Genomic DNA, 12,578 nt, shown 5'->3' with positions numbered 1-12,578 from the left:
AGGACATCCCCCATGCTCGACGCACTCGCCCTGTCGCTCAATGCCACGGCCGTGTTTGGCTTCATCGTCTACATCGCCGTTGCGGCAGCGCTCTTTGCCCTGTTCCAGTTCATCTACACCCGCATCACACCGCACCGCGAATTCGAGCTGATCCGCGAAAACAACGTGGCTGCCGCCGTGGCCCTGGGCGGTTCGCTGGTGGGCTTCGCGCTGCCGGCGAGCAACATCATCGCCTACAGCATCAGCGTGCTGGATTTCACCGTGTGGGTGTTGATCGCAGCGGTCGTGCAGTTGCTGGCCTTTGGCGCCACCAGCCTGGTGCTCAAGGGGCTGTCGGCGCGCATCGCTCGCGGTGAGCTGTCGGCAGCCATCTATTCGGCAGCCGTCGCCATCAGTGTCGGCCTGCTCAATTCCGCCTGCATGACGCCAGCGGCCTGAGCCCACCTCGCACAAGGAGAATGCGATGAGAAACCGAAGCTGCGCGACGCTGGTGCTGGTCGGCGCGCTGCCCTTGGCATTGGCCGGCTGCGATGACTCGGTGAATGTCACCGCGCGCAAGGATTTCAAGACCGTGCAGGAGTGTGTGGACGCCAAGGTACCAGTAGATGTGTGCTCCAACGCGTACATGCATGCGTTGGACGACCACCGCAAGATAGCGCCCACCTATGACGACCAGGCCGCGTGCGACGAAGACTTCGTGCCTGGCTATTGCCAGGTCACCTCCGATGGCACGTACGTGCCTCGCCTGGGTGGTTTCGAGCTGGCGATGTCGGGCGACGTACCGCGGCAGGCCGCGGAACAGGCGCGCGCCCAGGGCGGTGATGGTGGCAACGGCATGCTCACTGGGCTGCTGCTGGGGCAGATGCTCGGCGGCGGGGGCAACCGCTATTACTCCGAGCCCATCTACGATATGCGCAATCGCAGTGGCGGTTACTCGACCTCCACCCTGTCGCGCCAGGCGGGTAACGGCCAGACCTTCAGCCGCTCGACCCAGGCGCGCAGCACCGGCAGCTACGTGCCGCAGACCCTCGGGCGTAGCGAGTCGATCGGTTCGGCGGTATCGCGTGGGGGCTTTGGCAGCTCCGCCACCGCACGCAGCGGTTGGGGCAGCTCCACCCGGGCGGCTTCAGCTCCGGCGGCTGAGCATGGAAAAGATCCGGATCGCCGAGCGCCCGAACTGGCAGGCGCGTGTGGAAGCCCAGGGCTTTGGCTTTCACACCTTCGACGGCGAGCGCTATTGGGATGAGCGCGCCTACTATCGCTTCACCGAGCGGCAGGTGACGCATGACCTGGAATCGCCCACTCGGGTGTTGCATCAGATGTGCCTGGAGGTCGTTGATCGTGTCGTTCAGAGCGAGCAGTTGCTCACCGAGCTTTCGATTCCCGCCGCTTTTCATGATCTGGTGCGCGACTCGTGGCGCAGGGCCGAGCCGCATCTGTACGGGCGCTTCGATTTTTCCTACAACGGTAGCGGCCCGGCCAAGCTGCTGGAGGCCAACTACGACACACCGACCTCATTGCTCGAGGCCGGCGCCATTCAGCTGTTGTGGCTCGAGGAGCAGATTGCCAGCGGCGAGCTGCCAGCGCAGGCCAACCAGTTCAATACCCTTGCCGAGGACCTGGTGAGGGCGCTGGCGACCTTCGGCAACGCCAGCCCCTGGTGGTTCTCCGCCATCGCCGGTTCCAGCGAGGACCGCGGCACCACCGACTTCCTCCGGCGCATGGCGGCGCACGCCGGCATCGACACGCGCCACATCGACCTGCAGGACATCGGGCTGGATACCCAGGGCCGCTTCATTGATCTGGCGGGCGAGCCGATCACCCGGCTATTCAAGCTGCACGCCTGGGAGCACATCTTCGAGGAGCCGTTCGGCCAGGCAGTGGCCGCCAGCGGCACGCAGTTCATCGAGCCAGCCTGGAAGGCGATCATCAGCAACAAGGGGATCCTGCCCTTGCTGTGGCGGTTCTTCGAGGGCCACCCGAATTTGCTGCCAGCGTTCGTCGACCCGGCCCCCGCGAAGCCGGTCGCGCAGGGTCGGGTACGCAAGCCGTTTTTCTCTCGCGAAGGCGCCAATATCGAACTCTGTACCGAACAGGGCCAGCGGGTAGAGGAGAGCGGGCCTTACACCGACGCCCCCTACATCCTGCAGGCCATGGCGCCACTGCCTCGCTTTGGCGACAGCTACACGCTGATCGGTTCGTGGGTGGTGGGGGATGTGCCTGCCGGTATCGGCATCCGAGAAGACGACAGCCTGATCACCAAGGACAGCAGCCGCTTCCTGCCGCACGTGGTGCTGGATTGAGGGTGCGGCGCGGGTGCAGCGCAAGTGCAGCGCGTGCGCAACGTAAATCCAGCACGCTTCGAAATACCCCGTTCCAAAACGCCCTCGGCAACGTATAAACTGCGCATTCCCGTAGTTTTATGTCGCCTGGATATAAGCCTCGGGGCGTGACGGGTTCAGGTTGTAACAAGTTGTCGCCTGGCGACAAGGCCCTGGCCCGGCCAATCCTTACACTTTCTTCCCCAATCGCCACCTTCGCCGGGTGCGCGCTTCGTTTCAGGAGACTGCAATGTCCGTTGAGCACCCCGCGGTGCAGCGCACCGACTTCGATCAAGTCATCGTGCCTACCTATGCCCCTGCCGGCTTCATTCCGGTGCGAGGCGCTGGCTCCCGCGTGTGGGACCAGGCAGGCCGAGAACTGGTCGACTTCTCTGGTGGCATCGCGGTCAACGTGCTGGGCCATGCGCACCCGGTGCTGGTCAAGGCGCTCACCGAGCAGGCGCACAAGGTATGGCACGTCTCCAACGTGTTCACCAACGAGCCGACGCTACGCCTGGCCAAGAAGCTGGTAGCCGCCACCTTCGCCGACCGGGTGTTCTTCTCCAACTCCGGCGCCGAAGCCAACGAGGCTGCGTTCAAGTTGGCGCGGCGTGTTGCGCATGATCGCTTCGGGCCGGAGAAAAACGAGATCATCGCCTGCCTCAACAGCTTCCACGGGCGCACGCTGTTCACCGTAAGCGTGGGTGGCCAGCCCAAGTATTCCGATGGTTTCGGGCCGAAGATCGAAGGCATCACTCACGTGCCCTATAACGACCTGGCAGCGCTGGAAGCGGCCATTTCCGAAAAACCTGCGCCGTGGTGATCGAACCGATCCAGGGCGAAGGCGGCGTGCTGCCGGCCGACCAGGCCTACCTCGAAGGCGCCCGCGCGCTGTGCGATGCGCACAATGCGCTGCTGGTGTTCGACGAAGTGCAGAGCGGCATGGGCCGTACCGGCAAGCTGTTCGCCTACATGAACTACGGCGTGGTGCCGGACATCCTCTCCAGCGCCAAGAGCCTGGGTGGGGGCTTTCCGATCGGCGCCATGCTCACCCGTGAGGCGCTGGCCAGGCATTTCAGCGTCGGTGTGCACGGCACCACCTATGGCGGCAACCCGCTCGCCTGCGCGGTGGCCGAGGCGGTGGTGGATGTGGTCAATACGTCGGAAGTGCTCGAAGGCGTGCAATTGCGTGCCGAGCGCTTCAACGTGCGCCTGCGCGGCATCGGCGAGCGCTACGGCGTGTTCAGCCAGGTGCGCGGCAAAGGCTTGCTGATCGGCTGTGTGCTCACCGAGGCCTGGAAGGGCAAGGCCGGCGAGTTCTTCAAGATGGCTGAAAAGCATGACTTGATGATCCTGCAGGCAGGCCCGGACGTCGTCCGTTTCGCGCCGAGCCTTGTGATCGACAACGCCGACATCGACGAGGGCCTGGACCGCTTCGAGCGCGCCGTGGCCGAGCTGACCGGGGCCTGAGCCCTTGCGCCGGGGGCGTGCCCCCGGCCTGTACCCTTGTTTTCTTAGGAGTGGCACGATGCTGGTGATGCGCCCTGCGCGAATGGCGGACCTTCAGGAGGTGCAGCGGCTGGCGGCTGACAGCCCTATCGGCGTCACGTCCTTGCCCAACGATGCCCAGCGCCTGGCCGACAAGATCGCTGCGTCGGAATCTTCATTCGCTGCTGAGGTGATGTTCAATGGCGAGGAAACCTACTTCTTCGTGCTCGAGGACCTCGCCACCGCTCGTTCGATGGGCTGTTCCGCCATCGTGGCGTCGGCCGGGTACAGCGAGCCGTTCTACAGCTTTCGCAACGAGACTTTCGTGCACGCGTCGCGGGAGCTGGCGATCCACAACAAGATCCACGTGCTTTCGCCCTGCCATGACCTGACCGGCAACAGCCTGCTGACCAGCTTCTATGTAGTGCCGGAACTGGTGCGCAGCGCGTGGGCCGAGCTCAACTCTCGCGCGCGCCTGCTGTTCATGGCCGGGCACCCGGAACGCTTCGCCGAATCGGTGGTGACCGAGATCGTCGGCTACAGCGACGAAAACGGTGACTCACCGTTCTGGAATGCGGTAGGGCGCAACTTCTTCAACATCAGCTATGCCGAGGCCGAACGGCTGTGCGGGCTCAACAGCCGTACCTTCATCGCCGAGCTGATGCCGCACTATCCCATCTACGTGCCGCTGCTCCCCGACACTGCCCAGGAAGCCATGGGCCAGGTGCACCCGCGCGCGCAGGTGACCTTCGATATCCTTATGCGCGAAGGTTTCGAGACCGACCACTACATCGACATCTTCGACGGCGGCCCTACTCTTAACGCGCGGGTGTCTGGCATCCGCTCGATTGCCCAAAGCCGCCTGGTGGCGGTGCGGCTGGGTGAGGGCGAGCCGAGCCACGGGCGGCCTTACTTGCTCAGCAACGAGCAGTTGCAGGATTATCGCGCGGTGATGCTGACACTGGACTGGGCACCTGGCCAGCCCTTGACCCTGAGCGCGGCCCAGGCCCAAGCGCTGAATGTAAGCGATGGCGCCAGCGTGCGCCTGATACCGGTTTGAGACCCTCGCCGGGCAGCCTTAGGAGAAAGCATGATCGTTCGCCCTGTGCGCGGCAGTGACCTGCCAGCGCTGATCGAGTTGGCCCACGGGGCCGGCGCCGGCACTGGCCTGACCACCTTGCCGCCTAACGAAACGCGGTTGGCCGAGCGTGTGGCTGCGGCTGAAAAAGCCTTCCGCGGCGAGGCTGAGCGCGCCGATGCCGACTACCTGTTCGTGCTGGAAAGCGACAGCGGTAAGGTGGTCGGCATCAGCGGCATCATCGCCGCAGTCGGCCAGCGGGAGCCCTGGTACAACTACCGCGTGGGGCTGACCGTCAATGCCTCGCGCGAGCTCGACATCTACCGTGAAATCCCTACGCTGTTCCTGGCCAACGACCTGACCGGCAACTCCGAGCTGTGCTCGCTGTTCCTGCGCCAGGACATGCGCACAGGCCTCAATGGCCGACTGCTGGCGAAGGCTCGGTTGCTGTTCATGGCGCAATACCCCGAGCTGTTCGGGCGCCGCGTGATGGCCGAAATGCGCGGCATGAGCGATGAAACCGGTCGCTCGCCGTTCTGGGAGAGCCTTGGCCGGCATTTTTTCAGGATGGAGTTCAGCCAGGCCGACTACCTCACAGGTGTCGGCAACCGTGCGTTCATCGCCGAGCTGATGCCCAAGTTTCCGCTCTACACCTGTTTCCTTTCGGACGCGGCGCGCGCAGTGATCGGCCGGGTGCATCCCGAATCGGAACCGGCGCTGGCGATGCTGGAGGCCGAAGGCTTCAGCTACCAGGGTTATGTCGACATCTTCGACGCAGGCCCAGCAGTTGAGTGCGAAACCGCGCGCATTCGCGCGGTACGAGACAGCCAGGTATTGATCCTGGCAGTGGGCACCGCAGGTGAGAGCGCGGCGCCTTATCTGATCCATAACCGCCTGCGCGAAGAGTGCCGCATCGTCGCGGCCCCGGCGCGCGTGGCCGCCGGTACCCTGGTGGTCGACCCGGCCACCGCCCAGCGCCTGCGCCTGTACCCGGGCGACCAGGTGCGTGCTGTGCCGCTGGCGGGCTGAATACCCGGCGAGCGGGCCACCAGAGCCTGCCGCCTGATGAGAGTGAAGCTCGGAGCCGCGCCGATGAGAGCGTTCGAAGTCAATTTTGATGGCCTGGTGGGGCCGACGCACAATTACGGTGGCTTGTCGTGGGGCAACCTGGCCTCGCAGAGCAATGGCCAGGCCGTGGCGAACCCGCGCGAAGCTGCGCGCCAGGGCCTTTCGAAAATGAAGGCGCTGATGGACATGGGTTTGCACCAAGGCGTGATCCCGCCGCAGGAACGCCCGGACGTTGCGGCGCTGCGCAGGCTGGGCTTTGCCGGCAGCGACGCTCAGGTGATCGAAAAAGCCGCACGCCAGGCTTTGCCGTTGCTCGTGGCCAGCAGTTCGGCGTCGAGCATGTGGGTGGCGAACGCTGCCACGGTAAGCCCGAGTTCCGACACGGCGGATGGCCGCGTGCACTTCACCGCTGCCAACCTCAATTGCAAGTTCCATCGCAGCCTTGAGCACAGCACCACCAGCCGCTTGCTGGAGGCCATGTTCAACGACCCGGCACATTTCGCTCACCACCCGGCGCTGCCTGCTGTGCAGGCGTTCGGTGACGAAGGCGCGGCCAACCACGGCCGATTGTGCGCCAGCCATGCCAGCCCGGGTGTGGAGCTGTTCGTGTATGGCCGCAGTGCCTATGACGGGCGTAAACCCTCGCCCCTGCACTATCCCGCACGCCAGACGCTTGAGGCCTCCCAGGCCGTGGCCCGCCTGCACGGCCTGGATGGGGCTGCTGTGGTGTTCGCTCAGCAGAACCCGCATGTAATCGACCAGGGCGTGTTCCATAACGATGTGATCGCGGTGGCCAATGGCCCCGTGCTGCTGCATCACGAACAGGCGTTCGTCGACAGCGAGCGTGTAATGGAAGCACTACGGGCTCGGCTGGCCTTGCGCGGTGGGCAGTTGCACGCCATCAGCGTGCTGGGCGATCAGGTCTCTGTGGAAGACGCGGTGCGCTCTACCTGTTCAACAGCCAATTGCTGACCTTGCCCGAGGGCGGCATGTGCCTGCTGGTGCCCGAGGAGTGCCGCCAGCACGCCGGTGTATGGCGTTACCTGCAGCAGTTGCTCGCCAGTGGCGGGCCAATCACCCGGGTGCTGCCCTTTGACCTCAAGCAGAGCATGCGCAATGGCGGTGGCCCGGCGTGCCTGCGCCTGCGTGTGGTGCTCAACGAGAAGGAGCTGGCAGCGGTCACGCCAGGGGTTATGATGACCGCGCAATTGCATGAGCGGCTCGACCTCTGGGTGCAGCGCCATTACCGTGATCGCCTGAGCGAAGCGGACCTGGCCGACCCTCAGTTGCTGCAAGAATGCCGAACCGCGCTGGATGAGCTGACCACGATCCTGGGGATCGGGTCGGTCTATCCCTTTCAACGATGACCAGAAGGGAACGAACACATGGCTGATGCACTGCGCCTGATCCTCGAAGACGACGACGGTACCCAGTTGGAAACCTCCTGCACGCGCATGGCGGTGGTGTGGCAGGGCAAGGAGTTGTGGATTCAGCAGGATGGCAGCGGCCAGTTGCTGATCGGGGTCGACGTCGAGGACGGCGATACCGAATATGCCAATCTGGTGCTGCGCCCGATGGCGACCAACCTTGTGAGCCTGCAGTTGGAGATGGAACCTGCCGACGCCGGTGACGATGACGAAGATGGGCATGTGCATGGCCCTGACTGCGGCCACCATCAGCTGACCGGTTCCTCCGGCTTACCGGCACAAGGATTCGCCCGATGCTTTCACTCGGCAAGCTGCTTGAACTGACGCTGGCGGGCCGGGAGCCTGCGCAGCAAACCCAGATGACCGTTGCCGGCACCCGCTTGCGCTGGCTGGCCGAGGGGGCACTGGAGGTGACGCCCTCGGTCGCCCGTGACTGCGGGCTCGATCTGTTGCTGTCGGCAGGGCTGCACGGCAATGAAACCGTACCGGTGGCTTTGCTCGACGAATTGATTCACGCCATCGCCCGGGGCGAGCTGCAGCCTCGCGCGCGGGTACTTTTCCTGTTCGGTAGCCCGGGTGCGTTGCGCCGCGGCGGCCGCTATCTGGAGCAGGATCTCAATCGCCTGTTCTGCGGCGGCCATGAGCTATCGTCCGGGCCGGATGCGATTCGTGCCGGTGAGCTGGAGCGGTTGGCCGATGCCTTCTTTGCTCAGCCAGGGCGAGCGCGGCTGCATTACGATCTGCACACCTCGGTACGCGCTTCGGCCATTGGCCCGTTCGCGATCTCTCCATGGCATGAGAGTGCAAGCCCTTCGCGTGCGCAACTGGCGCGGTTGGCAACCCTGGGCATGCGCGGGGTGCTCTATCACCGCGCCGAGGTTCCGACCTTCAGTGGTTACAGCCGGCAGCATCTGGGGGTGGATGCGTTCAATCTCGAAATGGGCAACCTGCCAGCCAGCCACGGGTTTTACACAGCGCTCGAACAACGCCTGCGCGGGCTGATCCAGGGCGAGGGCGCACTGCCGGACGAGTCGCTGGCTGATGAGCTGCAACCTTTTCGCGTAGTGCGGGAGATCGTCAAGCACAGCGACGCTTTCCAGTGGCGCCTGGGCGAGGGCATCGAGCATTTCAGCGAGCTGCCTCGGGGCACGTTGCTGGCAGTCGATGAGGCCACGCGTTGGCTGGTAGAAGAGCAGGGCGAGCGGTTGGTGTTACCCAGCGCGCGGGTGCGCAATGGCATGCGCGCGGGGTTGGTGGTGGTGCCGTTGTGATTCAGTGTGGGTGAGGCCTGTACGTCGCTTGATACGCGGCGTCCGTTACACGTCGCCCGTTACACGGCGTCCGGCAAGCCGGCCTCCCACCTAGGCTCGGCAGAGCCCTTCAATCAAGTGGGAGGCCGGCTGGCCGGACGCCGTGTAACGGGCGACAAAGCCTTGAAGATCGACGTGCAACGGGCGGCTGTCCTGATCAGACGGCGACTTTCTGAGGCGCGCTCAGGCGGCGCAGGCTGCGCACCTTGGCGAGTGTATCGGCGCAGGTGCGTGCCGCTTCCTGGCCTTTGAGCTCGAAGTGGCGGAAGAAGTAATCGTGGTGCTCCTTGCCGTCATGGAAGTGATGCGGGGTGAGCACTACCGAAAACATCGGCACCTCGGTTTCCAATCTGCACCTGCATCAGGGCGCCGACCACGGTCTGCGCCACGAAGTCGTGGCGGTAGATGCCGCCGTCGACCACCAATGCGGCGCCGATGACACCTGCGTAGCGGCCGCTCTTGGCCAGCAGTTTCGCGTGCAGCGGGATTTCGTAGGCACCGCCGACTTCGAAGAAGTCGATGTCCTGTTCCTGATAACCCAACTGAGCCATTTCGGCGATGAAGCCCAAACGCGCCTGGTCGACGATATCTTTGTGCCAACAGGCCTGCACGAAAGCGATGCGCTCGTGGTGCTTGCTGTCGAATGAAACGGGTTGCATGGCGAATCTCCTGTTCATAAATGAAACAGGGCATCGGATCGAAGGGGATCTTAAGGGTACGCGCGGGCGGCCCTTGGGCGTGAATCCCGTTCTCTCTTCATCCGGACTATGACCGTCGGCCCCGGAATCGCACCGGGTCTGCTGACCTCCCCGTGTGGGAAGCGCTCGCGGGCTAGGCGTTGTGCGCCATTACCGCCGGTGGGGAATCGCACCCCGCCCTGAGAACGTTACCGCACAGGGTGCGGCGAACCAATTATTACCATAGTTATCAGCGCGCTGAACAGCGCTGGCCACGGCCGACAACGCCTGCGCTAGACTCAGGCCTCGAGTTCGCGCAGGGCACACCGCAAGCGGTGGCGCTGCCGAGCATGCCAATGTCGCGGGGAAAAGGCCCCGTGTAAAACTATGGTCCCAATCGTACAAACCCGCTGTACCCAGCCGACAGGGCCGATATAATGCGGCCCTTTGCCGTCGATCCGACGTTCAGCCCACGCCCTGGGCCGCAGTCTCCGTGGAAGAACCTATGAAAAGCGCAGAAATCCGTGAAGCCTTCCTCAGCTTCTTCGAAGAACAAGGCCACACCCGTGTCGCCTCCAGCTCCCTGATCCCCAACAACGACCCGACCCTGCTGTTCACCAACGCGGGGATGAACCAGTTCAAGGACTGCTTCCTGGGCCAGGAGAAGCGCGCCTACACCCGCGCGGTCAGCAGCCAGAAGTGCGTCCGCGCCGGCGGCAAGCACAACGACCTGGAAAACGTCGGCTACACGGCGCGCCACCACACCTTCTTCGAAATGCTGGGCAACTTCAGCTTCGGCGACTATTTCAAGCGTGACGCCATCACCTTCGCCTGGACGTTCCTGACCGGCGAAAACTGGCTCAAGCTGCCCAAGGAAAAGCTCTGGGTGACCGTCTACGCCACGGACGACGAAGCCTACGACATCTGGACCAAGGAAATCGGCGTCCCCGCCGAGCGCATGGTGCGCATCGGTGACAACAAGGGCGCACCCTACGCTTCGGACAACTTCTGGACCATGGGCGACACCGGCCCGTGCGGCCCGTGCACCGAGATCTTCTACGATCACGGCGCGGACATCTGGGGTGGCCCACCGGCTCGCCCGAAGAAGACGGCGACCGCTACATCGAGATCTGGAACAACGTCTTCATGCAGTTCAACCGCACCGCCGATGGTGTGCTGCACCCGCTGCCGGCGCCGTCGGTCGATACCGGCATGGGCCTTGAGCGCGTCAGCGCCGTGCTGCAGCACGTGCACTCGAACTACGAGATCGACCTGTTCCAGAACCTTCTGGCCGCAGCAGCCGAGGCCATCGGCTGCGCCAACGAGGGGCAGCCTTCGCTGAAGGTCGTCGCCGACCACATCCGCTCCTGCGGCTTCCTGATCGCCGACGGCGTGCTGCCCTCGAACGAAGGCCGTGGCTATGTGCTGCGCCGTATCATCCGCCGCGCCTGCCGCCACGGTAACAAGCTTGGCGCCAAGGGCAGCTTCTTCAACCGTATCGTCGCCGCACTGGTCGGCGAGATGGGTGTGGCATTCCCTGAGCTCAACGCCCAGCAGGCGCACATCGAGCGCGTGCTCGAAGGTGAGGAAGAGCAATTTGCCAAGACGCTGGAGCAAGGCCTGAAGATCCTCGAACAGGACCTGGCCGAGCTCAAGGGCAACGTCGTACCAGGTGAGGTGATCTTCAAGCTCTACGACACCTACGGCTTCCCCATGGACCTGACCGGCGACATCGCCCGCGAACGCGAACTCTCTGGATGAGGCCGGCTTCGAGCGCGAGATGCAGGCCCAGCGTGAGCGCGCCCGTTCGGCCAGCGCCTTCGGCATGGATTACAACAGCCTGGTCAAGGTCGACAAGGACACCGTGTTCACCGGCTATCGCGAGCACACCGGCGAAGCCACCGTGGTGGCGCTGTATCAGGCCGGCCAGGTGGTCGACGCGCTGGCAGAGGGCGAGGAAGGCGTGGTGATTCTCGACCAGACGCCGTTCTACGCAGAATCCGGCGGCCAGATCGGCGACCGCGGCTACCTGCAAGGCGCCAATTCGCGCTTCGAAGTACGCGACACCACCAAGACCGGCGGTGCGTTCCTGCACCATGGTGTGATCACCCTCGGCGCGTTGAAGGTCGGTGAAAAAGTCGGCACCCAGGTCGAGGCTGCCTTGCAGCAGGCCACTTCGCTGAACCACTCCGCCACGCACCTGCTGCACGCCGCCTTGCGTATCGTGCTCGGTGATCACGTACAGCAGAAAGGCTCGCTGGTGGACTCGCAGCGCCTGCGCTTCGACTTCAGCCATTTCGAGGCGATCAAGCCTGAGCAACTGCGCCAGATCGAAGATATCGTCAACGCCGAGATCCGCCGCAACACTCCGGTGCAAACCGAGGAGATGGACATCGAGAGCGCCAAGCGCAAGGGCGCCATGGCCCTGTTCGGCGAGAAATACGGCGACAGCGTGCGCGTGCTGACCATGGGCGGTGATTTTTCCGTCGAGCTGTGCGGCGGTATTCATGCCAAGCGCACTGGCGACATCGCGTTGTTCAAGATTGTGAGCGAAGGCGGTGTAGCCTCCGGCGTTCGCCGTGTAGAAGGCATCACCGGCGCCGCCGCGCTGGCCTGGGTCAACAGTGCCGAAGACCAGCTCAAGGAAGCCGCCAACCTGCTCAAGGGCAGCCGCGACAACCTGGTCGACAAGCTGGGTGCAGTGCTTGAGCGCAACCGCCAGTTGGAAAAGCAGCTCGAGCAGTTGCAGGCCAAGGCAGCCAGTGCCGCCGGCGACGATCTCAGCGCCCAGGCGCTGGACGTCAAAGGCGCCAAGGTCCTGGCCGCGCGCCTGGATGGCGTGGACGGCAAAGGCCTGCTGGCGCTGGTCGACCAGCTCAAGAACAAGCTTGGGCAGGGCGTGATCCTGCTGGGCGGCGTGCACGAAGGTAAAGTCGTTCTGGTTTCCGGCGTTTCCAAGGAACTGTCGGCCAAGGTCAAGGCAGGCGACCTGATGAAACAGGCTGCCGCAGCGGTCGGCGGTAAGGGCGGTGGCCGCCCGGACATGGCTCAGGGCGGCGGAGTCGACATCGGCGCACTGGACAGCGCGCTGGCGTTGGCGGTGCCTTTCGTCGAGCAAGGGCTTTAAGCAACCGGCCACAGGCTCGGCGCCAGCATGCCGGGCTATGGCCGAGCTGGGTTTGATAGTTTAATGGGCGCCCTTCACGGGC

6 protein-coding genes, 5 pseudogenes and 1 riboswitch are annotated in these 12,578 nt (G+C 64.2%); of the genes and pseudogenes, 10 read left to right on the top strand and 1 reads right to left on the bottom strand.

Annotated elements, in window-relative coordinates:
- Positions 1–12 precede the first annotated feature (12 nt).
- The 9 genes and pseudogenes from LN139_RS14950 to LN139_RS14910 all read left to right on the top strand — a co-directional run bounded on the left by LN139_RS14950 (position 13) and on the right by LN139_RS14910 (position 8,653).
- Entirely contained in the window at positions 13–438 is a 426-nt protein-coding gene (locus tag LN139_RS14950; RefSeq protein ID WP_236354706.1) for a DUF350 domain-containing protein, read from the top strand.
- Between the two features lie 25 nt (positions 439–463).
- Positions 464–1,246, top strand: a complete 783-nt coding sequence (locus LN139_RS14945; RefSeq protein WP_236354705.1) for a DUF1190 domain-containing protein — start codon at positions 464–466, stop codon at positions 1,244–1,246.
- A complete protein-coding gene (locus tag LN139_RS14940) occupies positions 1,146–2,303 on the top strand; it encodes a glutathionylspermidine synthase family protein (RefSeq protein WP_236354702.1) in 1,158 nt (385 codons plus the stop codon). The genes LN139_RS14945 and LN139_RS14940 overlap by 101 nt, the downstream gene beginning before the upstream one ends.
- Positions 2,304–2,571: 268 nt before the next feature.
- A pseudogene (locus LN139_RS14935) lies at positions 2,572–3,791 on the top strand (aspartate aminotransferase family protein).
- A 58-nt stretch (positions 3,792–3,849) separates the two neighbouring features.
- Positions 3,850–4,869: an arginine/ornithine succinyltransferase subunit alpha gene (aruF, locus tag LN139_RS14930; protein ID WP_236354700.1), complete on the top strand. Its 1,020-nt coding sequence runs from the start codon at positions 3,850–3,852 to the stop codon at positions 4,867–4,869.
- A 30-nt stretch (positions 4,870–4,899) separates the two neighbouring features.
- Positions 4,900–5,916 (top strand): arginine N-succinyltransferase, encoded by a 1,017-nt coding sequence (gene astA / locus LN139_RS14925; protein ID WP_236354697.1) that lies wholly within the window; start codon positions 4,900–4,902, stop codon positions 5,914–5,916.
- A 63-nt stretch (positions 5,917–5,979) separates the two neighbouring features.
- Positions 5,980–7,322: pseudogene (astB, locus tag LN139_RS14920) on the top strand (N-succinylarginine dihydrolase).
- A gap of 18 nt (positions 7,323–7,340) precedes the next feature.
- A pseudogene (locus LN139_RS14915) lies at positions 7,341–7,625 on the top strand (topoisomerase II); the annotation flags it as partial.
- Between the two features lie 50 nt (positions 7,626–7,675).
- Positions 7,676–8,653, top strand: coding sequence for a succinylglutamate desuccinylase (locus LN139_RS14910; RefSeq protein ID WP_236354694.1), 978 nt, complete (start codon positions 7,676–7,678; stop codon positions 8,651–8,653).
- 196 nt (positions 8,654–8,849) lie between these two features.
- Here LN139_RS14910 and LN139_RS14905 read toward each other — a convergent pair.
- A pseudogene (locus LN139_RS14905) lies at positions 8,850–9,351 on the bottom strand (6,7-dimethyl-8-ribityllumazine synthase).
- Positions 9,352–9,435: 84 nt separating this feature from the next.
- Positions 9,436–9,581: riboswitch (FMN riboswitch) on the bottom strand.
- Between the two features lie 293 nt (positions 9,582–9,874).
- On the opposite strand from LN139_RS14905, the pseudogene alaS reads away from it, so the two are divergent.
- Positions 9,875–12,496, top strand: a pseudogene (gene alaS, locus LN139_RS25770) (alanine--tRNA ligase).
- Positions 12,497–12,578 lie beyond the last annotated feature (82 nt).

The sequence above is a fragment of the Pseudomonas sp. KNUC1026 genome (assembly GCF_021650705.1).
GTDB lineage: Bacteria > Pseudomonadota > Gammaproteobacteria > Pseudomonadales > Pseudomonadaceae > Aquipseudomonas.
The sequence above is the reverse complement of the archived record's forward strand: the minus strand, read 5'-3'. Positions and strand labels throughout refer to the sequence as shown.

Coding starts and splice junctions, on each gene's coding strand:
- LN139_RS14945 (WP_236354705.1), top strand. CDS start 464: ATGAGAAACCGAAGCTGCGCGACGCTGGTGCTGGTCGGCGCGCTGCCC.
- LN139_RS14940 (WP_236354702.1), top strand. CDS start 1,146: ATGGAAAAGATCCGGATCGCCGAGCGCCCGAACTGGCAGGCGCGTGTG.
- astA (WP_236354697.1), top strand. CDS start 4,900: ATGATCGTTCGCCCTGTGCGCGGCAGTGACCTGCCAGCGCTGATCGAG.
- aruF (WP_236354700.1), top strand. CDS start 3,850: ATGCTGGTGATGCGCCCTGCGCGAATGGCGGACCTTCAGGAGGTGCAG.
- LN139_RS14950 (WP_236354706.1), top strand. CDS start 13: ATGCTCGACGCACTCGCCCTGTCGCTCAATGCCACGGCCGTGTTTGGC.
- LN139_RS14910 (WP_236354694.1), top strand. CDS start 7,676: ATGCTTTCACTCGGCAAGCTGCTTGAACTGACGCTGGCGGGCCGGGAG.